Below are 24439 nucleotides of genomic sequence, written 5' to 3' on the forward strand. Positions count from 1 at the left end.
ACCCTAGATAGAGCCCCGCCATGAGCGACATACAGGCCCAGTTTTCCGTTCTGAAGCAGACTGCTGATGCGAAGGTGGTCGATGCGATTGCGCACCTCATCGACCACGGCGAGGATCATGAGCTCAACCGCGTCAATGTCCTCGATTTCTCCCGGCAGCATGGTCTCGACGAAGAGCGCGTGATCTCCGCCTTCCTGCATTCGGCTCGGCTCGGACTGTTCGATCTCGGCTGGAACGTGCTGTGCCCGGGATGCGGCGGGGTGCTGGGGGCGCATTCGACGCTGAAGGCGCTCAAGCCGGACGATTATCACTGCGCGCTCTGTGCCTGCGGCTACAAGGCGTCCGTCGACGATCAGGTCGAAGTGTCCTTCACGGTGAACCCGCGTGTGCGGAAGATCGCCGCGCATGATCCCGACTCGCTCCCGGTTTGGGAGTACTTCAAGCAGGTGTTCTGGAGCTCCGGTGTCGACTTCAACAAGGAATCGTTTTCGACGCTGGCCAACGAGGTGACGCTGGATACACTCGAATTGCCGGCCGGCGAGAAGGCGATCATGTCGCTGCAGCTGCCGAACGATTTCATCATCATCTTCGAACCGGTGACGCACGCAGCCCAGTTCATCGACGTCCAGGGTGAGCCGACCAAGGATCGCCAGCAGCTCGCCATCATGTACAACAAGGTGCGGGCGCCGACGGGAACCGCGACGATGCGGCCGGGTCCGTTGCGGCTGTCGCTGGAGAACCAGGCCGGCGTGCGCGTGCTGCCGTCGGTGTTCATCGCGGCCGAGGCGCTTCATCACCTCATCGGCAAGCGCAAGCCGTTCCTGACGGCCAAGCGCATGCTGTCGAACCAGACCTTCCGTGACGTATTCAAGGCCGATAATCTCAACATCGACCAGCGGCTCCAGATCACCTCGCTGACGTTCCTGTTCACCGACCTGAAGGGCTCGACCGCGCTCTACGCGCGCGTCGGCGATCTCGCCGCCTTCGATCTCGTGCGTGCGCATTTCCATGCGCTGCTGGAGATCATCGCCTCGGAGAAGGGCGCGGTGGTGAAGACTATCGGCGACGCTGTGATGGCGACCTTCGTCCGCCCCGAGCACGCGATCGTCGCGGGCCTGCGGATGCGTGCGGCCATGGACAAGCTCAACGAGCAGCGCGGCACTGCCGATCTCATCGTCAAGATCGGCATCCATGAGGGGCCGTGCCTTGCGGTGATGCTCAACGAGCGGCAGGACTATTTCGGCCAGACCGTCAACATTGCCGCGCGCGTGCAGAGCCTGTCGACCGCGCAGGAGATCCACATCACCGGCCCGGTGCTGGATGCGCCGGCGGTCGCCGAAATTCTCGAACAACGCGCGATCAAGCCGATCCAAAAAGAGGCGGCCCTGCGCGGCATCGCCGACAAGATGGTGGTGTACGAGATACCGTGAGGTTTGGACGAAGCCGCCGTGATCGACGTCATCGCGAACGGAGCACCATATCTCCCCAACGTCGTCCTGGCGAAAGCCAGGACCCGCGGAATCCATCAGTGACGGCGGCCGGAGTTCCGAACGACCAGTCGTCGCAAAACTCATGCTGGGGTGATGGATCCTGGTTTTCGCCAGGACGACATCAGTGGAGACGGCTTGATCGCGCGCCCTGGTATCTGAAGACGCCCATATTGCCGAAACGTAATGCACGCGCCGAACTGACGCACGTTGCGCCGGTTGAGTTTCCTGCTCATATAATGGCTTGCAAAGCCGCTTCCTGCGGCTTCATCAATTTCGGTAGGACTCATGCTCGACGGTCTGCGCCAATTCATCGCTGAGATTGTTGCCCCTCATGGCCAGGACCGCGCCTTCGGCGACGGCGATTACCGGCTGGCGGCAACGGCGCTGCTCATCCATGTGATCTCGCTGGACGGTCAACCGACGGAGACCGAGCAGCGCAAGCTGCACAGCCTGATTGAAAACCATTTCGGGCTTGATCGCGGCACCGCCGATCGCCTGATCGCCGATGCGACCCAGGTCGAGGGCGAGGCCGTCGACCTCTATCATTTCACCAGCGTCATCATGCGCTCGCTCGACGAAGAGGGACGCAAGCGCATCGTCCAGATGATGTGGGAGCTGGTCTATGCCGACAGCCAGGTGAGCGAGTTCGAAGACAACGTGGTCTGGCGCGCGTCCGACCTGCTCGGCATATCCCAGCGCGACCGCATCGACCTGAAGCACGCCGTCGCCAATCGCGCCGGTGGTCAGGTGAAGGACGGCGCCGTCGGCGCTTGAGCCGCCTCGTCCCGCCGCTCGTCGGGCGTGTGATCGCGACATGACGAAACTTTAATGTATCGGCGGCCCGCGCTTGCCGCCGGAAAACCCTGCAAATCAGCGGGTTTTCCCGCTTTGCCTATCATTCGCGCAACGCGCCATGCAGCGTGGCAGCTTGCGTCGCGCACGCGGCCTATGCTCTCGTTTCAGCGTTGTCGTTAAGATTTTCCCGCCTCTAAGAGACTTCGATCGTGACCGAGCGCGTGACGCTGATTACCGGTGCTTCGGCCGGCATAGGCACGGAGCTGGCGCGCGTGTTCGCCGCGAACGGACACCGCCTGGTGCTGACGGCACGCAGGGCGGATCGCCTCGAGGCACTCGCGAGCGAGCTTTCGGCCAAAGGCGGCAAGAAGCCGATCGTGGTCGCTTGCGACCTGCAAGCCGCGGATGCCGGCGAGAAGATCGCGGCAGCCCTCGCAGCCGAAGGTGTCGAGCTCGATCATCTCGTCAACAATGCCGGCTTCGGCGTGTTCGGCGATGCGATCAAGCGCGATCGCGCCGAGCAGCTCGGCATCATCGACGTGAACATCCGTGCGCTGACGGATCTGTCGCTGCGCTTCGCCGACCAGCTCATCCGCAACAAGGGCGGCATTCTCAATGTCGGCTCGGTTGCGGGCTTCCTGCCCGGCCCCGGCATGGCCGTCTACTACGCGTCCAAGGCCTATGTGATCTCCTTTACCGAGGCGTTGCGCTGCGAGCTCGGCAAGCACGGCGTGCGTGTCACCGTACTTTGCCCGGGTCCGGTGCCCTCGGAGTTTCAGGCCCGCGCGGGCTTTGCCCCCGGCTTCGATTCCGCGATCCTCAACGTTTCCGCCGCCGACGTCGCGCTGGCTGCCTATCGCGGCCTGATGGCAGACAAGCGGGCGGTCCTGCCCGGTCTCGGCATCAAGATCGTGCCGTTTCTGCTGCGGTTTTTCCCGCGCGGCTTCATCCTGGCCGCGGTCGGCCGGTTTCAGAGGCGCAAGCGCTAGGATGGAGGCGACGGCGGCCCCGTATTGGCCCGGAGCTTGCCTCCATCACGGCGCGTGCGCGAACTCACACGAAATTAACGATCGCTTAGTTATGCTGGCGGTCTGAACCGTTAGCACTCGCAGAGGCAATGTCGCTCCGGACGGACAGGCTTGGTGGTGCAGAGGTGGTGCCCTTCCCCCGACGACGGGCGCCCGGCGCGGCCGCCTCCGATCGCGAAAGCCGCTTGCCGGTTCTGATCGTCCTGCACCAGGAGTCCTCGACGCCCGGCCGTGTCGGCAACGCCTTGCGCGCGCTCGGCCATCGACTAGACATCCGCCGGCCGCGCTTCGGCGATCCCCTGCCCGAGACGCTTCAAGCGCATGCCGGTGCCGTTTTCTTCGGCGGTCCAATGAGCGCCAATGACTCCGAGGACTACATTCGCCGCGAGATCGATTGGATCGAAATTCCGCTCCGCGAACAGCGGCCGTTCCTCGGCATCTGCCTGGGCGCACAGATGCTCGCGATGCAACTCGGTGCCCGCGTTGCGCCGCATCCCGACGCGCTGACGCAGATTGGCTATTACCCGATCCGCCCGACCGCTGCGGGACAAGCCCTCTGCCCGGACTGGCCGGCGCAGGTGTATCACTGGCATCGCGAGGGTTTTGAGCTGCCTCCTGGTGCCGAACTGCTCGCCGAGGGCGACGATTTTCCGGTGCAGGCGTTCCGCGCCGGCAGTGCCTTCGGCGTCCAGTTTCATCCCGACGTGACCTACGCGATGATGCATTGCTGGACCACGCGCAGCTATGATGGTCTCAGCGCCCCCGGGGCACGGCAGCGCCATCATCATTTCGCGGATCGCGCGGTCTATGACGTTGCGGAACGCGCCTGGCTCGATCATTTCATCGGCGGCTGGCTGGCGCACCGGCCAGCGCTGGCGCAAGCCGCCGAGTGATCGCGCGCTCGCTGCGCCTTCGTCCTTGCCCCATCGCTGAATGTGCTAGGCTCTCTCCCAATGAGCGCACGCAAAGGCGTGCAGATAAAACAAAGGGAGAGCGCCGTGGCCTATGAGCACATTCTCTATGAGGTGAGCGACAAGATCGCGACCATCACGCTCAATCGCCCCGATCGGATGAATGCGTGGACGCCGATCATGGAGCGCGACGTGCGTCACGCGATGGAAGCGTCAAGCGCCGATGACAATGTCCGCGTCATCGTGCTCACCGGCGCCGGCCGCGCCTTCTGCGCCGGCGCCGACATGGATGCGCTGAAGGGCCTGGATCCCAATGACGTCAGACGCGCCTCGAGCCTGCCGCCCTTCGACATGAACCGCCGCCCGGACTGGCAGACGCGTTATGCCTTCTATCCGTCGATCGGAAAGCCTGTGATTGCCATGCTCAACGGCGCAACCGCGGGCATTGGGCTCGTGCACGCGCTCTATTGCGACCTGCGCTTTGCCGCCGACAACACCGTGTTCACCACCGCCTTCGCGCGGCGCGGACTTATCGCCGAACACGGAATCTCCTGGATGCTGCCGCGCATCGTTGGCCATGCCAATGCGATGGATCTGCTGCTGTCGGCCCGGCGCGTGGGAAGCGACGAGGCGCTGCGGATCGGGCTGGTCAACCGGCTCTGCCCGCCCGAGAAGCTGCGCGAGGAGACCTACGCCTACGCCCGCGATCTCGCCGATTTCGTCTCGCCGAGCGCGATGGCCGTGATCAAGCGGCAGCTCTACGAGGTGCCATTCCAGACGCTCGCCGAAGCCACCATCGAGGCCAACCGGGAGATGCTGATCGCGCTGAACGGCAGCGACTTCCGGGAGGGCGTGGCAAGCTTCATGGAGAAGCGGCCGCCGCGGTTCACGGGGAGGTAGGGGAGACTGTTTGACAGTCCGGCTTCGCCCTTTGGGCTTCGCCGGACACCACGCTTCGCCCCTCGGGCTCTTGCGTGGCTGCGCCACGCGTAGCCCGAAGGGCGAAGCGTGGTGGAGCCAGGCGGGATCGAACCGCCGACCTCGTCATTGCGAACGACGCGCTCTCCCAGCTGAGCTATGGCCCCGTCGCGGGCCGCTCTGGTAAACGCGGCCGACAACCGGCGCCATTTAAGTCCCCGGCAAGGTCAAGTCAAGGACGGGCGTAACCCGCTTTTAGCCCTGTGGGAGTGGGACTTCCCTTGTTTGGGCCGGGGGGAACCGATATCTAGCAAAAGCCGTCAGTCCCCACCGGAACCAGAGTTTCCCCAGCCATGCGTGCCGTTCTCGACATCGTCATCATCGTGCTTGACCTCTACGTCTGGCTGCTGATCGCGTCCGCGATCCTGTCCTGGTTGATCGCCTTCAACGTCGTGAACACCCGCAACCAGTTCGTCTCGGCCGTGGCGGAGTTCCTCTACCGCATTACCGAGCCGGTCCTGGCGCCGATTCGCAACTTCATGCCCAATCTGGGCGGCATCGACATCTCGCCGATCATCCTGATTCTGATCATCATGTTCATCGAACGGGTGATCATGTACTACATCTACCCGAACGTACTCTAAGCGACGCGGGCGGAGTCTTGGTTGCAGGCGAGCCCTGGCGCACCTCCACCTCGGGCATCAGCATTGCCGTGCGCGTGACGCCGCGCGGCGGCCGCGACGATATCGACGGGATCGAGCAGCTCTCCGACGGCCGCAGCGTGCTCAAGGTGCGCGTGCGCGCCATTGCCGATGGCGGCGAGGCCAATCGGGCGGTTTTGGCATTGCTGGCAAAATCGCTCGGTGTGCCCAAGGCCAGCGTGAAGTTGTTGTCCGGAGCGACGTCGCGATTGAAGCAGATCGGGGTCGATGGCGATCCGGCGCGGCTCGGCGACATGCTGCGCCAGCTCGCCTCGGCCAAATCTAAAGATCTAAGGAACTGACATGACGGCCAAGATCATCGATGGGAAAGTCATCGCCGCGGAACTCCGTGACCGAGTCGCCGGCGAGGTCGCCCGCGTCAAGCGCGAGCACAATCTGGTGCCGGGGCTTGCGGTGGTTCTGGTCGGCAACGACCCCGCGAGCGAAGTCTATGTCCGCTCCAAGCACACCCAGACCCAGGCTGCCGGCATGGCCTCGTTCGAGCACAAGCTGCCGGCCGACGTCTCGCAGGGAGATCTGCTGGCGCTCGTTGCAAAACTCAATCGCGATCCCGCCGTTCACGGCATTTTGGTGCAACTACCGCTGCCGAAGGGTCTCAACACCGAGGCCGTAATCAATGCCATCGATCCCGCCAAGGACGTCGATGGGCTGCATCCGAACAATGCCGGCCGCCTTGCCGGCGGCTTCGAGGCGCTGTCGCCCTGCACGCCGCTCGGCTGCATCATCCTGACCAAAAGCGTGCATGCCTCGCTCGAAGGCATGAACGCCATCGTCATCGGCCGCTCCAACCTAGTCGGCCGCCCGCTGGTGCAGCTGCTTCTGAACGAGAACGCCACGGTGACGATCGCGCATTCGCGCTCGCGCGACCTGCCCGGGCTCGTGAAACGCGCCGACCTTGTCTACGCGGCGGTCGGCAAGCCGGAGATGGTGCGCGGCGACTGGTTGAAGCCGGGTGCGACCGTGATCGATGTCGGCATCAACCGCATCCCGAAGGAGGACGGCAAGACCCGCCTCGTCGGTGACGTCGCCTATCAGGAAGCGCTTGGTGTTGCCGGCGCGATCACGCCGGTACCCGGCGGCGTCGGCCAGATGACGGTCGCCTGCCTCCTGGTGAACACGCTCCGCGCCGCCTGCGCGATCGCAGGCCTGCCGAAGCCGGCGGTTTGAAGTGTCATTCCGGGGTGCGCCAACAGGTCCGGGCGAAGCCGGGCCCGATGACAGGCTCCGCGCGAACCCGGAATCTCGCGCCATAACTTCTGGATTCCGGGTTCGGCTCTTCGAGCCGCCCCGGAATGACAACTAGGCCTTCTTCTTTTTCGCCCGATCCATGCCTTGGAGGATCAATTTGTGGGCGTCGTCCGGGCCGCCCCAGCGCAGGATCTTCACCCACTTGCCCTTCTCGAGATCCTTGTAGTGCTCGAAGAAGTGCTGAATCTGCTGCAGCGTGATGTCCGGCAGGTCGCTGTAGGACTTCACCTTGTCGTAGCGCTGCGTCAGCTTTGACGACGGCACGGCCAGAATCTTCTCGTCGCCGCCGGCTTCGTCCTCCATGAACAGCACGCCGACGGGGCGCACGCTCATGACGGCGCCGGGGATGATGGCGCGGGTGTTGACGATCAGGACGTCGCAGGGGTCGCCGTCGTCGGATAGCGTGTGCGGGATGAAGCCGTAGTTCCCGGGGTAACGCATCGGCGTGTACAGGAAGCGGTCTACGACCAGCGTGCCGGCCTCCTTGTCCATCTCGTATTTGATCGGTTCACCGCCCACCGGCACTTCGATGATGACGTTGACTTCGTGTGGCGTTTTGGTCCCGATCGAGACCGCATCGATACGCATTCAAAGCTCCGTTATTGCCGAGGTGAAATCGCGCCCGGCAGCGATTTGGCACTGTCATACGCGGGCTTGGCACGCCTATCCATCGCGTTTTTGTGAAATTATGAATCCAGCGACCACCGGCTCAAAAGGCAACGGTATCGACGGAGGGAAACGCTGCCGGCTGACGTTTCAGCAGCTCAATTGGTCCAGGCGAAGGCAACCTTGTCCAGCGATTTCGGCCCGAACCGTTCCGAGGAGCGCGCCACCATGCGGCCGCCCAGCGCGCGGTAGAATTCCGTCGCCGGATCGTTGTCCGACAGCGCCCACACCACCATGCTCTTCAGGCCGCTTTGCATCAGGTCGCGGCGGGCGGCGGCGAACAGCCGACGGCCGAAGCCGAGACCCTGGAATTCCGGACGCAGATAGAGCTCGTAGATCTCGCCGTCGAAATGCAGGCTGCGGGCGCGGTTACGGCCGTAATTGGCATAACCTGCGATCTTGTCGCCGAACACCAGCACGCTGACGCGGCTGCCCTTGCGGATCGCGCTGTCCCACCATTGCGGACCCCGGCGATTGATCAGCTTTTCCAGCTCGGCGCCGGGAATGATGCCCTGATAGGCCGAGCGCCAGGCTTCGTCATGGGTGGACGCCACTGCAGCAGCGTCTGCAGCTTTGGCCGGCCGGACCTCGATCAGGGTTGTGCTCATGGAGACGATCAAACCAAGTCGCCGCGCCGGCGGCAAGACCTATCGTTAATTATGGGTTAACCTGTGGACTTTCTGCATCAGTATTTTAACCAGTTGTACCGAAAGAGGACAAGACGCCCGTTCGAGTGGCAACGGCTTGTCATGCGTCGGTGCAAAACTCCCGTGCGGCAGCAAATGGACGGAGCTGGCGACGCAGAAAGTCCGCCCGGAATGATTCGTTCCTATTAGTCTGGCCATCGCTGTCCGTGTTCGCCTTCGGCAATTCATGCGGCTCTTCAACACCCTTACCCTCTTGCCACTGCTGGCATTGCTGACTGCGTCGCCTCTGTGCGCTCAGGTCACGTTTGGTTCATCGGGAGAGGAGGGTGAGCCGTTTCGCCGCCAACAATGGCGCGTGCCGTCGCCGGACGCCGATATTGCCGCGCACGCCCTCCTGTTTCGTCCGCCGGGCGCCGGTCCGTTTCGGCTCGCGATCATCGCGCATGCATCGACGCAGAACGTGCTGCGTCGTGCGCAAACGCCGCAGCCGGAATACCGCGCGCTCGTCACGTTTCTCATTGCGCGCGGCTTTGCCGTGCTGGTGCCGGAACGGCTCGGCCATGGCGCGACCGGAGGTCGCTATGTCGAGGACCAGGGCGGCTGCGACGAGGCGGACTACGCGCGCTCCGGCCGCGCGACGGCGGACGAAATTTCACTCGCGCTGGAATTTTTGCGAAAGCAGGATTTTGTCCGCAAGGAGAGTGCCGTCGTGTTCGGGCACTCCGCCGGTGGCTGGGGCGCGCTGGCGCTCGCCAATGCCGATCCGCAGCACATTTCCGCGATCATCGCGTTTGCGCCAGGCCGCGGCGGCCACGCCAATGACGTCCCCGGCCGGATTTGCGCGCCGCACACGCTTCTTGCGGCCGCGACGGCCTTCGGCAAGACGGCGCGCATTCCCGTCACATGGCTTGTGGCCGCCAATGACAGCTATTTTGCACCGGCAGTTTCGCGGGGCTTGGCCGATGCGTTTCGCGGCGGCGGTGACAAGCTCGATTTCAGTGTCCTGCCCGCGGTCGGCAGCGAGGGCCATTGGATGATCGAGACCGAGGCCGGCGTCACAGCCGCGGGCGCGGCGTTCGACCACGCGCTGAAGGCGCCGAACCCGGTGGCGGCCAAGAAGCCATGACACTGTATTTCCTGGTCAAATATCTGCACGTGCTGGGCGCAATCGTCATCCTCGGCACCGGAACCGGCATCGCCTTCTTCATGCTGATGGCGCATCGCACCCACAACGCGGAATTCATCGCGCGCACCGCCGAGGTCGTGGTGATCGCGGATACGATCTTCACGTTCTCGGCCGTGATCTTCCAGCCGGTCAGCGGCGGCCTCTTGATGATGCTCTCCGCCACGTCGATCACCGAACGCTGGCTACTGGCCGCGCTCGCGCTCTATGTCGTGGCCGGTCTGTTCTGGATCCCCGTGGTGCTCATGCAGATCGAGATGCGCGATCTTGCGCGCAAGGCGTTCGTGGAGCGCGCCGCCCTCCCGCCGCGTTACTTCGTGCTGTTCCGCCGCTGGTTCGCATTCGGCTTCCCTGGCTTCGGCGCGACGATGCTGATCCTCTGGCTGATGATCGCAAAGCCGTTTTGAGGAACGCGATGGGCCAACCCACCATTCTCCTGCTTGGCGCTTCCGGCCTGATCGGCCGCTTCGTCACCGACGATCTGCGCGCGAGGGGCTTTCGCGTCGTCGGTGTGGCGCGCAGCCTGTCGCCGGCGCAGAGGATGAGCTCGCTGGACATCGAGCTGCCGATCCTCTCCCTCGATGCGGATGCGCTGACGCACCTGTTGAGCGAGCATGCGGTTGGTGTCGTCGTGAATTGTCTCGGCGTGCTCCAGGACGGACCCGGCAGCGACACAAATGCGGTGCATCGCGATTTCGTCGCGCGCCTGCTTCAGGCGATTGGCGACAGCGGCCGAGCGATCCGGCTGGTGCACATCTCGATCCCCGGAACGGCAGAGGCCGATCGCACCGCGTTCGCGACGACCAAGCGCGAAGCCGAGCGCCTTGTCGCGGTGTCAGGCATTCCCCACGCCATCCTGCGGCCCGGCTTCGTGGTCGCACCAGCGGCCTATGGCGGCAGTGCCATGCTGCGCGCGCTCGCGGCCTTCCCGCTCGACCTGCCGGACAAGGAGATGGCGACGCCGTTTCAGCCCGTCGCGGTCGAAGATATCGCCGCCACCGTCGCCTGGCTTGCGGCACGCGCGACCGACGATGGGTCCGCGAAAGCCGTGAGCTGGGACCTGATGCAGGTCGAACCGGTCACGATGGCCGGCGTCGTCAAGCAGTTTCGTATTGCGTTCGGCACGGCCGCTTGGCGGCCTGTCGCGATGCCGTCGTTCGTGCTCGATCTCGGTGCGAAGATCGGCAATTTTGCGAGTTATCTCGGCTGGATGCCGCCGATGCGCTCGACGGCCATCGCCGAGCTGCGGCGCGGCGTAACCGGTGATCCCTCGGCATGGATCGCCGCCACCGGCATTGCGCCGAAGGCTCTGACCGAGACGATCGGCCAGCATCCCGCCACCATCCAGGACAAATGGTTCGCGCGGCTGTTCCTGGTCAAGGCGCTTGTTTTCGCGAGCCTCGTCGCATTCTGGGTCGTTTCCGGCTTCATCGCACTGTTCGTTTCCTACCGCGCCTCCGCCGGCATCTTGATCGCGCACAACTTTCCGCCACCGCTGGTCGATCCCATCACGATCGGCACCAGCCTGATGGACATGAGTATCGGCGTGCTGATCGCATTCCGCCGGAGCGCGGCGACTGGGTTGGTGGCGGGTATCGTCGCCTCGCTCGGTTACATGATCGGCTCCGCGATCCTCGCGCCCGATCTCTGGATCGAGCCGCTTGGCGCACTCGTGAAGACCGGTCCGGCCATCGTGCTGATGCTGGTGGCGCTCCTGATGCTGGACAATCGCTGATGCCAAAATGGCCCGACGATGACGTCATTCTGTTCGACGGCGTCTGCATCTTCTGTTCGCGCTGGGTCCGTTTTGTCGCGGCGCGCGACACGGCGAGGCGATTCCGCTTCACGCCGATCCAGTCGGACTACGGGACGCGGCTTGCGAAAGCGTTCGGTATCGATCCCGATGATCCCGATACCAATGCACTGATCCACGGCGGGGAGGCGTTCTTGAAGTCAGACGCCGCGCTGACGGTGCTGTCGCACCTGCCGGGCTGGGGCTGGGTGCGCGTGCTGTTCGCCGTGTCGAGGCCGCTGCGGAACGCGGTGTATGATCTCGTCGCACGCAACCGTTACCGCATCTTCGGCAAATACGACGCGTGCTTCGTGCCTGACTCTGATTTGCGGGCGCGGGTGTTGGAGTAGCTTCTGGGTGTGGCAATTTGTCATCACGGTGGTCGAGTGAGGGCTTGCGCGCGCCTCTACAACCGAAGATTATGGTCTTTATATTTTATTACTTGGGGGTGACCTATGGCCCAGCCTCCGAAGAAGCGGACCGCCGTCCTTGTTGTTCACGGCATGGGTAGTCAGCGGGCGCTGAGTACGCTTCGCGGCGTCGTCAACGCGGTGTGGCTGGATAAGGATGGACCACCCGGCCGAGACGATAAGCGATATTGGCTGCATCCAGAGAAGAGAAACGGCGACGTCGATCTGCCCGTCATCACGACCAATGAAATACCTCTCACCGTCGATCGTAGAAGCGCCGATTTTCACGAGCTCTACTGGGCGCACTTGATGAGCGAGACCCGCGCGGTTGCGGTCCTACTCTGGTTATTCGAATTGGTAAGAAAGGGACCGCGCCTCAAGCAGGGCATGAAGGCGCTGTGGTGGGGTGCCACTATCTTCCTTTGCTTGTTGATTCAATCCGTAGTGCTGCTCTCGCTGCATGCAATTCTTCAATTCCTGGGCAATCCCCCGCTGATCGACAGCAACAAGGTTGAGTTTGCGCAAAGCGCGCCCGACTTCATTCGCCTATGGAATCATGGATATTACGAACCGGAAGCCTTGTTGCTTGCACCCTTCTTCGTGGTGTTCATGGTTGCCTCATACGTCCTGTTCTTTTCCGCGTATCGAGGCGCCCTCGGGATTGCGTTGGCCGCTCTCATTATCGCTGTTCTCGCCGGCAAGTTCTTCTACGTGGGGACCAACTTCGAATATGAGGTCCATCGTGAGCTTGTCATGATTACCGTCCGCTTCCTGCCGATTGGCATATCGCTCTGCGTAGCGGCGATTGCGATGGGAAGATGGGGGGCAATTGCAATGCTCGCGGCCTATCTGCTCTCGTCCGCGTTCTTCATCCTTTACCTGGATGCGAGATATCTCATCCTGTGGGAAAACTCCGGTGTTTGGGCGAAGCTGAAGGACATCTTCGTCGTTCATCATGGCAACATCTTCGCTTTCGAGTGGAAGCCAAATCCGTTTTCCTATGTCTGGGACCAAGGTTGGATATTCTGGAGCCTGAACGAGCGCTATAGCGCGGTCATCGCTGTTGCGATCATTCTCATCTACCTTGCTGTGTACGCCTTGTTTCTTCAGCCGTTCCTCGGCGACGCTGCTCGCTATTTTCGTCCCTCGCCAGGCAATGTATTGGTCCGGCGTAGAATTCGAACACATGCCGTCGAAACGCTGGAAGCCCTGCACAAGTGGGGAACATACGACCGGGTCATCGTCGTTGCGCACAGTTTAGGTACCGTTGTCGCCTATGACATGTTGCGCACCTACTTCAGCAGGGTCAACAAGGCGCTTCCCAGTCCGGCCGACCTTGAGCCGCAGTTTTCTTCTCTAGACAGTTTCGAACCAGAGAAGCCGTCGGTCGAGACGAGCAATGAATTTCGCTCCGCAGGACGTCAGCTCATCCGAAGCATCGCGGCCCAGACAGTCAACAGCCAGGATGTGTCCAGGCACGGGCGGCCTACTTGGTTGGTGACCGACTTCATCACCCTTGGCAGTCCGCTGACCCATGCGCATTATCTGATGTGTGAGGGAAGGACGGAAGCTGCGCTGGTCAGCGATTTTCGCAGGCGTGTCGCGCAGAGGGAATTCCCCACGTGCCCACCGGAAAGGCAGGACGACGGCGGCTTGTTGGGATTCAAGAATCGCGACAGCGGCCAAATAGAATTTGATCACGCGGCGTTGTTTGCCATGACTCGATGGACGAATCTGTATTTCCCGATGAAGCAGTTGTTGTGGGGGGACGCCATTGGCGGCCCGTTGGCCGGCATATTTGGTCGCTACGTCAAGGACGTTGCAATTTCCACTTGTGAGCCGCCGAGCGAATTGTTTTTTACTCACACGGCTTACTGGAGTTGCGAGATGCCGGGTGGCCGTGAGGCGCCCCATATCGGGAAACTGCGGGAGGCAATGAATCTTGAAGACAAGTAACGGAGCACTATCGCCCTCGTCGTAATTCCCCGCGCAAAATCTCTCTCGCCGCTCGCTCGCCGCTGTCCCGTGCCCCATGCGCTGTCGAGAAAAAATTCGGCGAGGTGGCCTCTCCCGCAAAGAACAGCCGGCCATCGACCGGCGCGGCCAGCAAGGCGCGATCTCCGGCATGGCCCGGCAATGCGTGCGAATAGGAGCCGCGGGCGAAAGGATCGTGCGCCCAGCGGGACTCGCGCAGCGGCTTCAGCCGGCGCCTGATGTCGTTGCCGAGGTAGCCCGCGATCTCGTCGATGCTTTGTGCGGCGAAGGCGCCGTCGCCGGCATCCTCCAGTTCGCGCGCAAACCGGCCGCCGAAAAAGCCGTCGATGCAGGGCTGACCGAACGGTCGGATGTGATAGGTGCCCATCGCGGTGCGCATGGTGGCGCCGCGCAGATTGCCTTCCTTTGGAAAGGCTTCCGCGTTCTCCAGCGCCAGCGTCACCTTGTCGTCGACGCCGAGCGGCAGCCCGTGCGCGGCGTCAACTTTGGCCGGGAGCGGCGGCGAGAAGCGGATCGCTTCATCGGCAATCAGGTTGGTCGGCACCGTGATGATCACCTTTTCCGCGATAAGCGTGCCCAGCGACGTTTCAAGCCGGATGCGTTTGCCGGAATGGTCGATCAGAGCGACGTTGCAGTTCAGTGCCACGGGACACGACGCTCCATAGGCCGCGATCAGCGCGCCAAACCCGGCCCGCACGCGCCAATTAAAGTAGGTGTCCTCGTAGGCGTTCATGTCCAGAATTGAGACCCGGTCCAGTTCACAGCCGTTTACATAGGTCGAGACCGCATTGATCATCGGGTTCCAGCGATTGCCGGGTTCGAGATAGCGATCGGCTGGCGCATCCTCGCCGTCTTGCGCAGCCTCCGCGACACGCTCGTAGAATTCGTCGATCGTGCGGCCGAAGTCGTTGCGCTCGTTCTCTGGAAACACGTCGCCAAAGGCACGATCGCCCCAGGGCGGAAGATCCTTGTTGATCTCGAAATTAAGGCGTTCGGCGATTCCTACGAAGCAATTCCGGTCCGCCGAATGCAGCCAACCGCAGCCGACATCGAAGATCACCTCAGGTGAGGCCTGTACGGTCCAGGCGCGGCCGCCAACGCGGTCGCGCGCTTCCAGCACGAGGAGGGAGAGGCCGGACTCCTTCAGCGCGTGGGCTGCGCCGAGACCGGCTGCACCAGCGCCGATGATCGCGATGTCGACGGAAGAGGGGAGGGAGGTCATGGCTGGGCTCTAGCACGTTCGCTGTACGCGCTAAAGCCACCACAAAGTCAGGCGTCATCACCCGCGGAAGCGGGTGACCGGTATTCCAGAGACAGTGACGAATACCGAGAGGCCGCGGCGTACTGGATGCCCCGCTTTCGCGGGGCATGACAGCGAGATGACAGCGAGAGTGGCTTACGCCACCGCTTCCTTGGCCTTCTCCGCGCGCTTGCGCTCGTTCGGGTCGAGGTGCTTCTTGCGCAGGCGGATCGACTTCGGCGTGACCTCGACGAGCTCGTCGTCTTCGATATAGGCGAGCGCCTTTTCCAGCGTCATCCGGATCGGCGGGGTCAGGCGCACGGCTTCGTCCTTGGACGTGGTGCGGATGTTGGTGAGCTGCTTGCCCTTGAGCACGTTGATCTCGAGATCGTTGTCGCGGGTGTGCTCGCCGACGATCATGCCGCGATAGACCTTCCAGCCCGGCTCGATCATCATCGGTCCACGGTCTTCCAGCTTGAACATGGCGTAGGCCACGGCCTCGCCCTGGTCGTTGGAGATCAGGACGCCGTTGCGGCGGCCCTGGATCTCGCCCTTATACGGCGCATAGCCGTGGAACAGGCGGTTCATGATCGCGGTGCCGCGGGTGTCGGTGAGCAATTCGCCCTGGTAGCCGATCAGGCCGCGGGTCGGGGCGTAGAACACCAGGCGCAGGCGATTGCCGCCGGACGGCTTCATCTCGATCAGCTCGGCCTTCCGTTCGCTCATCTTCTGCACAACCACGCCGGAATGCTCCTCGTCGACGTCGATCACGACTTCCTCGATTGGCTCCATGGTGGCGCCGGTGGCCTCGTCCTTCTGCAGCACGACGCGCGGGCGCGACACCGAGAGCTCAAAACCCTCGCGGCGCATGGTCTCGATCAGGATCGCGAGCTGCAATTCGCCGCGGCCCGACACTTCCATCGCGTCCTTGTCGGCGGACTCGACGACGCGCAGCGCGACATTGCCCTCGGCCTCGCGCAAAAGACGGTCGCGGATCATGCGGCTCGTCACCTTGTCGCCTTCGGTGCCGGCGAGCGGGGAGTTGTTGACGATGAAGGACATCGACACGGTCGGCGGATCGATCGGCTGTGCCGGCAGCGGCACTTCGACGGTCGGATCGCAGAAGGTGTCGGCGACGGTGCCCTTGGTCAGGCCGGCGATGGCGACGATGTCGCCGGCTTCGGCCTCGTCGAGCGGCGTACGCTCGAGACCACGGAACGCCAGGATCTTGGTGATGCGGCCCTGCTCGACCAGCTTGCCGTCGGCGTTCAGCACCTTGACCTGCTGGTTCGGCTTGAGGACGCCCGACGAGATGCGGCCGGTGATGATGCGGCCGAGATAGGGATTGGCTTCCAGGATCGTTCCGATCATCCGGAACGGGCCCTCTTCGACCTTGGGCGGCGCGACGTGGCGCAGGATCAGGTCGAACAGCGGCTCCATGCCCTTGTCCTTCGGACCCTCGGGGCTCTCGGCCATCCAGCCCTGCTTGGCCGACCCGTAGAGGATCGGGAAGTCGAGCTGCTCCTCGCTGGCGTCAAGCGCGGCGAACAGGTCGAACACCTCGTTGATGACCTCGGTCGGACGGGCGTCGGGACGGTCGACCTTGTTGATGACGACGATCGGCTTCAGGCCGACCTTGAGCGCCTTGGAGACCACGAATTTGGTCTGCGGCAGCGGGCCTTCGGCGGCATCGACCAGCACCAGCGCGCCGTCCACCATGTTGAGGATGCGCTCGACCTCGCCGCCGAAATCGGCGTGGCCGGGGGTGTCGACGATGTTGACGCGGGTGTCTTTCCACTGCACCGACGCCGCTTTGGCCAGAATGGTGATGCCGCGCTCGCGCTCCAGATCGTTGGAGTCCATGGCGCGCTCGGTCACCTTCTGGTTCTCGCGGAACGTGCCGGATTGCTGGAGGAGGCGGTCGACCAGGGTCGTCTTGCCGTGGTCGACGTGGGCGATAATGGCGACGTTGCGAAGGTTCATGAGTGAGCTTCTTTGCGGTCGAACAATGGGTTAAGCGCGATCTCGCCGGTCAGACCGGGACCTCTTTTCGAAACAACGCTGGAAGACAGGAAACGGGGGCGCTTTCGGCCCAAAAAGGAAACCCGGCCAAGCCAGCCGGGCACCCTACGCGTTTGCAGCGCAATATATGCAAAAAACGCCAAAAAACAATGCGCTCTTACGCGGTTGGTTGACTGAATTTTGTCCGGGAATCCCCGGGGCTTAGGGGTGGTCGGGGGCTGGGCCAGCGTTTCGGCCTCAGGCCGAACTGCGATCCGCGTCCTCGGTCGGATAGACCCCGCGCAGGACCTCCTCGAAATGGGTCTTCACCGCGTCATTGCACGGGCAGGCGCGCTGGCGCAGGCCGTCGCGGTTGCGGACCAGGATCGAACCGCGCCGCGCGTCGAGAATGCCTTCCGCCTTGAACGACTGGAGGACGCGGCTGGCATAGCTGCGGCCGACACCGAGCAGCGTCGCAAGCTGCTCATGCGTCAGCGGCACGCTGCTCTCGTCGCCGGTCCGCTCCATCGCCGCCAGAATCCACTTCGCCGTGCGCTGCTCGATCGAGTGGATGGCGTTGCACGCGGTCGACTGGAAGACCTGTGCCAGCAGGCAATCGGCGTAACGGGCAAAGACGTTGCGCAATGTCGGCGATCTCAGCTTGGCCGCTTCCAGCTTGCCGACACGGATGCGTCACTGGCTACGGCGCCGAGGTGCGCATTCCGTCGGAGTTTTCCAACCAGTCGCGCTTGCAGAAACCGTGTTCGAGCGATGCGCTGGAGGCGGCGCTGCAGGTGCGCGCCGCCGGCTAGAGCATAGTGAGTTTCTGGTTGAATCGGTGCCGTGGACGCAGTTCACCTCTCCCGTAGGGAGAGGTCGGATCGCATCGAAGATGCGGTCCGGGTGAGGGGGTAAGGCCTCCTTTGAGCGTTGTAGCCCCTCACCCGGATTGCTCCGCAATCCGACCTCTCCCCGCTGGGGAGAGGTGAACGTAGGCAATCGACAGCCCTTTAGTCTCGCGACGCTTTGGTGCTGCGGCGTCAGGCCGGTGTGGGGTCGAGCGTGGTCGACCACAGCGCAACGTCGGCGCGGTCGCGCAAGGTCACCGTCATCTGGCCGGAGGTGCCGTCGATCCTGACGTGACCGAAGAACTGCATGCCGGCGGATGGCGGCAGGTTCTGCTTGTCGAGGCCGGGTGCCTTGATGAAGCGGACGTCGGGACCGAAGGTGTTGTCGAGCTCGTTCGGACCGAAGGTGCCGGCGTGCAGCGGGCCCGAAACGAATTCCCAGAACGGCTCGAAGTCCTGGAATTGCGCCTTGTTCGGATCGTAGTAGTGCGCAGCGGCGTAGTGCACGTCCGCGGTCAGCCACACCGTGTTCCTGATCGGCGCCATCTTGATGAAGCGCAGGAGGTCGGCGATCTCGAGCTCGCGGCCGCGCGGCGGACCATCGCCTTGCGCGAAGGCTTCCGAGCCCTTCTTGTTGGCGGCGTCGTCATAGACGATCAGGCTGAGCGGCATGTCGGAGGCGATCACCTTCCAGGTCGCGCGCGAGTTGAGCAGGCCGCGCTTCAGCCACGCCATCTGATCCGGCCCGAGGAAGTAGGCCGCGGGGCCATAGGCCGTCTCCTGGTTCGGACCGTTGGGGCCGCGATAGCTGCGCTCGTCCAGCACGAACACGTCCAGATGCGGGCCGTAGGAGATCTGGCGATAGACCCGGCCCGGCTCCACGATGCTCTCGCGCATCGGATACATCTCGTGGAAGGCGCGCGCGGCGCGGGCCGCAAGCAGCGTGATGTTGCGCTCCTTGTAGGAAGCCGGCAGCTCCTTCGACAGCGACCAGTTGTTGGTCACCTCGTGATCGTCCCACTGCACGAAGACCGGCACCTCGGCATTGAAGGCGCGGACATTGTCGTCGGTGAAATTGTATTTGTGCGCGGCGCGATACTCGTCCAGCGTCTCGGCGACCTTGGCCTTCTCGGGGATCGTGACGTTCTTCCAGATCTTGCCGTCGGCGAGTTTGACCTCGGACTGGATCGGGCCGTCGGCATAGATGGTATCGCCGGAATGCAGGAGAAAATCCGGTCGGTGCTTGCGCATGGCCGAGAAGGTGAACATGCCGCCGTCATCGGGATTGATGCCCCAGCCCTGGCCGGCGACGTCGCCACCCCAGACGAAGCTGACGTCGCGGCGGTCGGCGGGCGCGGTGCGGAAGCGGCCGATCACCGGCTCGCCCTCGATCGCGGTGTGGGAGAGGTCGCGGAAGCGGACGCGGTAGAAGATGTCCTGGCCCGCGGGAAGGTTTTCCAGCAGCATTTTTGCGGTGAAGTCGCTCTCGGGCAGCGCCGCGATCGGCGGCAGCGCGCGGGCGTCCTTGAAAGATTCCGTGGTCGCCACCTCGACCAGCATTTGCGACGGGCGGTCAGCGCGCGCCCAGACCACGCCGCCGTCGACGGTGACGTCGCCGGACTGAACGCCATGGGTGATCGCCGGCCGGTCGGCGGCACGCGACAGATGCGGCATCGCGATCGCGCCAAGCGCACCGGCGCTGGTGGAGAGGAAACGGCGGCGGGAGAATTTGATGGTCATGGCGGGTTCGTTTCGAGGCTGAGGTCGCAAGGTGCACCGTCATTCCGCGAGATGGCACACCTGGTTTCCGTCGATTCTTATGCTCGTGATTTCGGGTTCGCGCTTCGCGCATCCCGGAATGACATCGGAAGAATGTCGCTCAGTCCAGCTATATTGGGACAATGTGACGCAGCAATTACGCGTGCAAGTGCTTACGCGTTGCCGGCGGCCCGGAATTGCGCGCCGGCGCGTTGCAGATTCTGCGGCAGGCTGAGCAGCACCGCCTTGCGGTCGGCGACTGCCGCGTGGAACTGCTCGAGCGCGATGTTGAATGCCGTGAGCGGGCCGTCATCGATGGCGCCATGATCGAAGCAGCGCAGCGTATCGCGCAGGATATCGTCGGCCTCGGCCTGCATCTGGTCGAGCTCCTCGGTCGTCTCGCTCTTCCGCGCGGCGGCGATCATGTCGAGCAGCCGTTCGCGCAAATGGCTGTTGTTGTCGCGCTCGTCCTTCCTCAAATAGCCCGCGAACCAGGCGCCGAGCGATCCCATGGCGGAGAGCGCCATCAGGCCCCACCAGATGTAATCGCTGTATTTGTCGAGGAAGGTCTTTTCTTCGCCGTCGACGAAGGCGGCGGCACCCGGATGCACGGGGATCACGGCATCCTTGTCGGTGTCGGGCGTTTCGATCTTCGCGGCCAGCGGGAATTCCGCGACCAGTTGCTGACGTACGGCAAAGAGCTGTCGGGTGAGGGCCGCGACGGTGGTATCCGACAGGCCTTTGCGCGCCACGATGTGGTGGGAAAAGCTGATCGTCTTGACCTCGTCATCAGGACGGGCGGGCGAGCCGCCATAGGTGCCCGCAGGAATCTCGGCGGATTCGTAAGCCGGATGGTTCTGCGCGATCGCATCCGCGGAATCGATGGCGAGGAACGTCGGCGCGCCGCCCTCCTTGACCGATGCTGCGATCGCGTCCGCCGTGATCTTGCTGTTGACCGGACCTGCCGCGAGATAGACGTCGGCCTTCTGGGTCTTGATCGCCTCGGCGACCTCATTGGCCGGGAATTGCACGACCTCAACCTTTGCGGGATCGACGCCGTATTGCTGGAGGATCACCTTGAGCAGGTTGACATTGGCCTGTGTGCGGCCGACCACGCCGACGCGATGGCCGGCAAGCTGCGCGACCTTGGTGATCTTGGCGCCTTTCTTCTTGCCCTTGCCGGGCACGGCCCACAGCACCACGACGTTCTTGCGCAAGGTCGCGACGGCCTGCGCGTTCTTCGGCACGTCGAGATCGCCGCGCACGATGGCGAGATCCGCCTTGCCTGCCGCGAGCGCGTCTGCGCTCGCAGTCGCGCCGTCGGTCTGGATCGGGCGCAGCCGCACATAGCCCTTGCTCTGCGCGAAAGCCTGCGTCAGCGTCTGGACGACCTTCACGTCATCGCTGTTGGCGGGACCGACCGCGATCTTCAGCGTCACCGGCCGCATCGCGAAATAGTAGCCGCCGACGAGTGTGCCGATGATTGCAAGCACCAAGGCCAGGGACACGAGCATCGTCTTCCGCGCTGCCGATCGCGGCGAGGGCGGAGTGGGCGTTTCGGCCAGGTCGAGACCCCCGGTCATCGATTTCCCAGTCAGGCGCTTGAGGCTCAGTTTCATCTTGGCCGGCGATTTACGCCCGTAATTGTAGCAAATTTCTTGTCCGGCGGGGTTACATCTCCGTCATGGTTAGCGGATGGACGAAACCCGTATGAACCCCGGCGTCAGCAGGGTGTTAGGGTAAAGTTCCCCTGAAACACGGAGGCGATCATGGCGGAGCGGCTATCGGCGGAGGCGCGCAGGCAGGCGTTGACCGGGATACCGGGCTGGGTCGAGGTCGGCGGGCGCGAGGCGATCGGGAAGACCTTTGTCTTCAAGGATTTCAACGAGGCTTTCGGCTTCATGACGCGCGCGGCGCTCGTCGCCGAGAAGATGGATCACCACCCCGAATGGCGCAACGTCTACAAGACCGTCGAGGTGGTGCTGGCGACCCATGACGCCGGCGGCGTCACGGCGCTCGACATCGAACTCGCTAAGACCATGAACGCCATCGCCAAGCTTACACCTGGCTGACGTCTTGTAGGGTGCGGTGGCATCCCCATCTTGTGATCAGCACTGCGTGCGGCCATCCGCCGCGCCGGGCTGAACGGGGAGTTTGAGCATGGCCGCCGAACACAGCGTCGGCTTCGAGCCGGCCGATCGGCTCGCGGAGGATCGTGAGAGCGTGCGCCGCCGCTTCTGGCGAAAGCTGAAGCATGTCGCGGCGCGGCTGCCGTTCGCGGAGGATCTGCTTGCCGCCTATTATTGCGCCTTCGACAGGCAGACGCCGCGCCACGTGCAGGCGTCGCTGCTCGGCGCCCTCGCCTACTTCATCCTGCCGTTCGACTTCATCCCCGACGTGATGCCGATGCTCGGCTTCACCGATGACGCCGCCGTGCTCGCCACCGCCATTCGTCTGGTCGCGAGCCACATCACACCGGAGCATCGCGAAGCCGCTCGCGCCGCGCTGAAGCGCGGTGTGGGCCAGGCGGAGGCGGAAGCCACGCAGTAACCCGCGCGCGACGTACTCTGCTGTCATTCCCCGCGAAGGCGGGGAATCCAGTACGCCGCGGCCTCTCCGTATCCTCACACTGTCTCTGGAATACCGGATCGCCCGCACAAGGCGGGCGATGACAGCATGTTTGTGGATCTCTCTCGCCAGGAATCCGCAGCGACGTTCTTACTTCTTCTCCGGCTTCGCCTGCGCCCGCGCATTCTCCGCGTCCCAGGCCTGGAACTGCTTGAACAGCGTCTCCCTGTCCGCGTCGGACACTCTCGCGGCCGCCGGATTCTGTTTCAGGAAGGCCTCGAAGCGCTGCCGCGTCACCGGCTCGACACCGTGCCGGTCGAGCCATTGCTGCGCCACCGGCAACCTGTTCCAGCCCGAGAGGGGCGCTGCGAGCGAAACCTCCTTCCACTTGGGATGGAAGGGCGGGTTCTGCAGCGACGGGAATTTCGTGAAGAACGCGTCCACGAACAGCGAAAGCTTGCGATAGCGATCGGTGTTCGGCGCCCAATTGTAGGCCGCAAGCACCGCAGGTACCGCGATCGTGTCCACGCTCTCGCCGTCCTTGATCAGGTTGGGATAGTCCTTGGACGTCAGTGTCGCGGGCAGGTAGTCGCTCTGGAGCGGCTTTGCATAGTCCACGCCCGCGAGATGGAAGCGGCCGTCATTGCTGAAGGTCGAGACCGACTTGTACGGCTTGCCGCCGACGACGATGACGGCATCGATCTCGCCGGCCTTCAGCTTCTCCATCGCGATCCGCTGCTCGACGTAGACGAAGTTCGCCTTGATCCCGAGCCGTTCGAACACGGTGAGCGCAGTGACGAAGGTGCCGCCATTGGGCAGGTCGACGCTGACCGTCTTGCCTTCGAGATCCTTGAGGGTCGCGACCGATTTCGGCGCGATCACCTGCATCTCTTCATTGTAGAGCTTCGTCACGTAGGTGAACTGCTTCTTGATGTCCTTGGCGAAGCCCTTGCGTTCGAGATAGTCGAGCGTGTCGGCTCGCACGACGCCGAGATCGACGCCCTGCAGGAACAGGATGTCGGCGACGCTCTGCACCGAGCCGCGGCCGACGATCGGCAGCACGCGGATCTTGTTGCCATCGTCGAGCACGGAGGCGAGGTCGGCGCCGAACTGCACATAGGTGCCGCCGATCGTGCCGGTGATCAGCGTGACGGTATTGGCGTTCAGCGCCTGCTTGGTCGAGGTCGATCCGAACTGGAAGATGGCCTTCAGGCTGTCCGAGACCTTGGCCGGATCGTATTCGGCCTGCTCGGCCCGGGCGGCAAAGGCACACACGGTCATGATGGCGGCAAGCGCCATTTTCGAAGCAAAACGCATGATATCCCCTAACGAGTTCTAATTTTGAAATTGGGCAAGGCGCTGCCGCGCCTCCGCCGATCCGAGCGCCGCGGCCTTCTGGTACCAGTCGCGCGCGGCCGTCAGGTCGGGGGTAATGCTCCGCGTGTCCTTGGTGCCGAGCACCGCCGGGTCATAGGTCTGCGCCAGCATAAACGCTGCCGTTGCATCCTGTGCATATGCCGCGCGTTCGAGCAGGAGGCGTGCCGCGACGATGTCGCCGACGCCCAGCAGGCTCTTCGCGCGCGCCATCAGCCCGGCCAGCGTGTCGGCGTCGAGTGTCTTGACAACGGGCGGAGGAGACGCAGGCGCAGGTTGTGCCGCGACGGGAGCGGGTGCCTGGGCCTGCAGCGCGGTCTGGTAGGCGGTCGCGATCGCCTCGCGGCTCGGCGTCGACGGTGCCGGCACATCCCGCGTATCTGCGCTCGCCAGCGTGGTGTTGGCCACGCGTGTCGGATCTTTGAGCGGGGTTTGCAGTGCGGCCGGTGGATTGGCCGCAGTCACAGCCTGGGCCGGAGCCGCGCTCATTAAAGCACTGGCATTAGCGGCGATGAGGCTCCGAACGTCGGGCTGAAACAGCGTGACCAAAATCGCCGCGGCGGACACACCCAGAACGGCGGCGAGAACGCGCGGGAGGATCCTGGCTCTGGTTTGCAACACGAGTGGCTCGAACTCCCGCGGATCCGGCGCGCTCAGCGGATCGGACAGGAAGAGTGGGATCGGATCGTCCGGTGACAGATCGGCCCGTCTGGCACGCGTGCGGATATAGGACGCGGCGGGCGGATATGATGCGGTTTGATCGGCGTCGAGCGCTCTCGACTCGCTGGACAGACGATAGGCCGTCGTCTCCATGGTGATGCTCCCCATTACTACGCAACGCAGGG

Annotated in this window: 23 protein-coding genes, 1 tRNA gene and 2 pseudogenes; 16 read left to right on the forward strand and 10 right to left on the reverse strand. The window is 63.6% G+C overall.

Annotated elements, in window-relative coordinates:
• The first annotated feature begins 20 nt into the window (after positions 1-20).
• The 5 genes from AYJ54_RS45750 (at position 21) to AYJ54_RS45770 (ending at position 5124) form a co-directional block, all read left to right on the forward strand.
• Entirely contained in the window at positions 21-1430 is a 1410-nt protein-coding gene (locus AYJ54_RS45750) for an adenylate/guanylate cyclase domain-containing protein (protein ID WP_063709084.1), read from the forward strand.
• Between the two features lie 345 nt (positions 1431-1775).
• The gene (locus tag AYJ54_RS45755) at positions 1776-2264 is read left to right on the forward strand and encodes a tellurite resistance TerB family protein (RefSeq protein WP_063709086.1); all 489 of its coding nucleotides are present in this window, start codon (positions 1776-1778) and stop codon (positions 2262-2264) included.
• Positions 2265-2494: 230 nt separating this feature from the next.
• Entirely contained in the window at positions 2495-3274 is a 780-nt protein-coding gene (locus AYJ54_RS45760; RefSeq protein WP_063709088.1) for an SDR family NAD(P)-dependent oxidoreductase, read from the forward strand.
• A 128-nt stretch (positions 3275-3402) separates the two neighbouring features.
• Positions 3403-4206, forward strand: a complete 804-nt coding sequence (locus tag AYJ54_RS45765; RefSeq protein WP_063709090.1) for a glutamine amidotransferase — start codon at positions 3403-3405, stop codon at positions 4204-4206.
• Between the two features lie 105 nt (positions 4207-4311).
• Positions 4312-5124: an enoyl-CoA hydratase gene (locus tag AYJ54_RS45770; RefSeq protein ID WP_063709154.1), complete on the forward strand. Its 813-nt coding sequence runs from the start codon at positions 4312-4314 to the stop codon at positions 5122-5124.
• A 109-nt stretch (positions 5125-5233) separates the two neighbouring features.
• Here the strand turns inward: AYJ54_RS45770 and AYJ54_RS45775 are convergent.
• A tRNA-Ala gene (locus tag AYJ54_RS45775) sits at positions 5234-5309 on the reverse strand.
• 186 nt (positions 5310-5495) lie between these two features.
• Between AYJ54_RS45775 and AYJ54_RS45780 the strand changes: the two genes are divergently transcribed.
• From AYJ54_RS45780 to folD, 3 genes are read left to right on the forward strand one after another with little or no spacing between them, the layout of a single operon-like run.
• Positions 5496-5786 (forward strand): YggT family protein, encoded by a 291-nt coding sequence (locus tag AYJ54_RS45780; protein ID WP_063709092.1) that lies wholly within the window; start codon positions 5496-5498, stop codon positions 5784-5786.
• Between the two features lie 17 nt (positions 5787-5803).
• Entirely contained in the window at positions 5804-6145 is a 342-nt protein-coding gene (locus AYJ54_RS45785) for a DUF167 domain-containing protein (RefSeq protein WP_063709093.1), read from the forward strand.
• Position 6146: 1 nt separating this feature from the next.
• On the forward strand, positions 6147-7031 hold the full coding sequence (gene folD / locus AYJ54_RS45790; RefSeq protein ID WP_063709095.1) for a bifunctional methylenetetrahydrofolate dehydrogenase/methenyltetrahydrofolate cyclohydrolase FolD: 885 nt from the start codon (positions 6147-6149) through the stop codon (positions 7029-7031).
• 132 nt (positions 7032-7163) lie between these two features.
• Here the strand turns inward: folD and ppa are convergent, their stop codons facing one another.
• Positions 7164-7700, reverse strand: coding sequence for an inorganic diphosphatase (gene ppa, locus AYJ54_RS45795; RefSeq protein WP_063709097.1), 537 nt, complete (start codon positions 7698-7700; stop codon positions 7164-7166).
• A gap of 176 nt (positions 7701-7876) precedes the next feature.
• Positions 7877-8386, reverse strand: a complete 510-nt coding sequence (locus AYJ54_RS45800) for a GNAT family N-acetyltransferase (protein WP_063709156.1) — start codon at positions 8384-8386, stop codon at positions 7877-7879.
• Between the two features lie 265 nt (positions 8387-8651).
• On the opposite strand from AYJ54_RS45800, the gene AYJ54_RS45805 reads away from it, so the two are divergent.
• From AYJ54_RS45805 to AYJ54_RS45825, 5 genes are all read left to right on the forward strand, one after another.
• Positions 8652-9551 carry an alpha/beta hydrolase family protein gene (locus AYJ54_RS45805; RefSeq protein WP_063709099.1) on the forward strand — a complete coding sequence of 300 codons (900 nt, stop codon included), beginning with the start codon at positions 8652-8654 and terminating at the stop codon, positions 9549-9551.
• Positions 9548-10015 (forward strand): DUF2269 family protein, encoded by a 468-nt coding sequence (locus AYJ54_RS45810; protein WP_063709101.1) that lies wholly within the window; start codon positions 9548-9550, stop codon positions 10013-10015. The genes AYJ54_RS45805 and AYJ54_RS45810 overlap by 4 nt, the downstream gene beginning before the upstream one ends.
• A gap of 8 nt (positions 10016-10023) precedes the next feature.
• A complete protein-coding gene (locus tag AYJ54_RS45815) occupies positions 10024-11343 on the forward strand; it encodes an SDR family oxidoreductase (RefSeq protein WP_063709102.1) in 1320 nt (439 codons plus the stop codon).
• Positions 11343-11750 carry a thiol-disulfide oxidoreductase DCC family protein gene (locus tag AYJ54_RS45820; protein WP_063709104.1) on the forward strand — a complete coding sequence of 136 codons (408 nt, stop codon included), beginning with the start codon at positions 11343-11345 and terminating at the stop codon, positions 11748-11750. The genes AYJ54_RS45815 and AYJ54_RS45820 overlap by 1 nt, the downstream gene beginning before the upstream one ends.
• A gap of 105 nt (positions 11751-11855) precedes the next feature.
• A complete protein-coding gene (locus AYJ54_RS45825) occupies positions 11856-13766 on the forward strand; it encodes a hypothetical protein (RefSeq protein ID WP_063709106.1) in 1911 nt (636 codons plus the stop codon).
• Positions 13767-13773: 7 nt separating this feature from the next.
• On the opposite strand, the gene AYJ54_RS45830 is transcribed toward AYJ54_RS45825, so the two are convergent.
• The 3 genes and pseudogenes from AYJ54_RS45830 to AYJ54_RS45840 form a co-directional block, all read right to left on the reverse strand.
• The gene (locus AYJ54_RS45830) at positions 13774-15027 is read right to left on the reverse strand and encodes a flavin monoamine oxidase family protein (protein WP_063709108.1); all 1254 of its coding nucleotides are present in this window, start codon (positions 15025-15027) and stop codon (positions 13774-13776) included.
• Positions 15028-15201: 174 nt separating this feature from the next.
• Positions 15202-17028 carry a translational GTPase TypA gene (typA, locus tag AYJ54_RS45835; RefSeq protein WP_063709110.1) on the reverse strand — a complete coding sequence of 609 codons (1827 nt, stop codon included), beginning with the start codon at positions 17026-17028 and terminating at the stop codon, positions 15202-15204.
• A 276-nt stretch (positions 17029-17304) separates the two neighbouring features.
• Positions 17305-17739, reverse strand: a pseudogene (locus AYJ54_RS45840) (Crp/Fnr family transcriptional regulator); the annotation flags it as partial.
• Here AYJ54_RS45840 and AYJ54_RS50410 point away from each other — a divergent pair.
• Positions 17739-17858 (forward strand): annotated as a pseudogene (locus AYJ54_RS50410) (response regulator); the annotation flags it as partial. The pseudogenes AYJ54_RS45840 and AYJ54_RS50410 sit on opposite strands and share 1 nt — an antisense overlap.
• A 228-nt stretch (positions 17859-18086) precedes the next feature.
• Here AYJ54_RS50410 and AYJ54_RS45845 read toward each other — a convergent pair.
• Positions 18087-19634, reverse strand: a complete 1548-nt coding sequence (locus tag AYJ54_RS45845; RefSeq protein WP_063709113.1) for an alkaline phosphatase D family protein — start codon at positions 19632-19634, stop codon at positions 18087-18089.
• A 191-nt stretch (positions 19635-19825) separates the two neighbouring features.
• A complete protein-coding gene (locus AYJ54_RS45850) occupies positions 19826-21271 on the reverse strand; it encodes a TAXI family TRAP transporter solute-binding subunit (protein ID WP_063709115.1) in 1446 nt (481 codons plus the stop codon).
• A 150-nt stretch (positions 21272-21421) separates the two neighbouring features.
• Here AYJ54_RS45850 and AYJ54_RS45855 point away from each other — a divergent pair, with 150 nt between their 5' ends.
• Together AYJ54_RS45855 and AYJ54_RS45860 are read left to right on the forward strand one after the other, a co-directional pair.
• The gene (locus AYJ54_RS45855; protein ID WP_063709117.1) at positions 21422-21724 is read left to right on the forward strand and encodes a 4a-hydroxytetrahydrobiopterin dehydratase; all 303 of its coding nucleotides are present in this window, start codon (positions 21422-21424) and stop codon (positions 21722-21724) included.
• 88 nt (positions 21725-21812) lie between these two features.
• The gene (locus tag AYJ54_RS45860) at positions 21813-22202 is read left to right on the forward strand and encodes a YkvA family protein (RefSeq protein ID WP_063709119.1); all 390 of its coding nucleotides are present in this window, start codon (positions 21813-21815) and stop codon (positions 22200-22202) included.
• Between the two features lie 168 nt (positions 22203-22370).
• On the opposite strand, the gene AYJ54_RS45865 is transcribed toward AYJ54_RS45860, so the two are convergent.
• Both AYJ54_RS45865 and AYJ54_RS45870 read right to left on the reverse strand, forming a co-directional pair.
• The gene (locus AYJ54_RS45865; RefSeq protein WP_063709121.1) at positions 22371-23537 is read right to left on the reverse strand and encodes a TAXI family TRAP transporter solute-binding subunit; all 1167 of its coding nucleotides are present in this window, start codon (positions 23535-23537) and stop codon (positions 22371-22373) included.
• An 18-nt stretch (positions 23538-23555) separates the two neighbouring features.
• Positions 23556-24407: a hypothetical protein gene (locus AYJ54_RS45870; RefSeq protein WP_063709158.1), complete on the reverse strand. Its 852-nt coding sequence runs from the start codon at positions 24405-24407 to the stop codon at positions 23556-23558.
• Positions 24408-24439 lie beyond the last annotated feature (32 nt).

Source organism: Bradyrhizobium centrolobii (assembly GCF_001641635.1).
Classification (GTDB): domain Bacteria; phylum Pseudomonadota; class Alphaproteobacteria; order Rhizobiales; family Xanthobacteraceae; genus Bradyrhizobium; species Bradyrhizobium centrolobii.

Coding starts and splice junctions, on each gene's coding strand:
- AYJ54_RS45750 (WP_063709084.1), top strand. CDS start 21: ATGAGCGACATACAGGCCCAGTTTTCCGTTCTGAAGCAGACTGCTGAT.
- AYJ54_RS45755 (WP_063709086.1), top strand. CDS start 1,776: ATGCTCGACGGTCTGCGCCAATTCATCGCTGAGATTGTTGCCCCTCAT.
- AYJ54_RS45765 (WP_063709090.1), top strand. CDS start 3,403: ATGTCGCTCCGGACGGACAGGCTTGGTGGTGCAGAGGTGGTGCCCTTC.
- AYJ54_RS45780 (WP_063709092.1), top strand. CDS start 5,496: ATGCGTGCCGTTCTCGACATCGTCATCATCGTGCTTGACCTCTACGTC.
- folD (WP_063709095.1), top strand. CDS start 6,147: ATGACGGCCAAGATCATCGATGGGAAAGTCATCGCCGCGGAACTCCGT.
- ppa (WP_063709097.1), bottom strand. CDS start 7,700: ATGCGTATCGATGCGGTCTCGATCGGGACCAAAACGCCACACGAAGTC.
- AYJ54_RS45800 (WP_063709156.1), bottom strand. CDS start 8,386: ATGAGCACAACCCTGATCGAGGTCCGGCCGGCCAAAGCTGCAGACGCT.
- AYJ54_RS45805 (WP_063709099.1), top strand. CDS start 8,652: ATGCGGCTCTTCAACACCCTTACCCTCTTGCCACTGCTGGCATTGCTG.
- AYJ54_RS45810 (WP_063709101.1), top strand. CDS start 9,548: ATGACACTGTATTTCCTGGTCAAATATCTGCACGTGCTGGGCGCAATC.
- AYJ54_RS45815 (WP_063709102.1), top strand. CDS start 10,024: ATGGGCCAACCCACCATTCTCCTGCTTGGCGCTTCCGGCCTGATCGGC.
- AYJ54_RS45820 (WP_063709104.1), top strand. CDS start 11,343: ATGCCAAAATGGCCCGACGATGACGTCATTCTGTTCGACGGCGTCTGC.
- AYJ54_RS45825 (WP_063709106.1), top strand. CDS start 11,856: ATGGCCCAGCCTCCGAAGAAGCGGACCGCCGTCCTTGTTGTTCACGGC.
- AYJ54_RS45830 (WP_063709108.1), bottom strand. CDS start 15,027: ATGACCTCCCTCCCCTCTTCCGTCGACATCGCGATCATCGGCGCTGGT.
- typA (WP_063709110.1), bottom strand. CDS start 17,028: ATGAACCTTCGCAACGTCGCCATTATCGCCCACGTCGACCACGGCAAG.
- AYJ54_RS45845 (WP_063709113.1), bottom strand. CDS start 19,634: ATGACCATCAAATTCTCCCGCCGCCGTTTCCTCTCCACCAGCGCCGGT.
- AYJ54_RS45850 (WP_063709115.1), bottom strand. CDS start 21,271: ATGAAACTGAGCCTCAAGCGCCTGACTGGGAAATCGATGACCGGGGGT.
- AYJ54_RS45855 (WP_063709117.1), top strand. CDS start 21,422: ATGGCGGAGCGGCTATCGGCGGAGGCGCGCAGGCAGGCGTTGACCGGG.
- AYJ54_RS45860 (WP_063709119.1), top strand. CDS start 21,813: ATGGCCGCCGAACACAGCGTCGGCTTCGAGCCGGCCGATCGGCTCGCG.
- AYJ54_RS45865 (WP_063709121.1), bottom strand. CDS start 23,537: ATGCGTTTTGCTTCGAAAATGGCGCTTGCCGCCATCATGACCGTGTGT.
- AYJ54_RS45870 (WP_063709158.1), bottom strand. CDS start 24,407: ATGGAGACGACGGCCTATCGTCTGTCCAGCGAGTCGAGAGCGCTCGAC.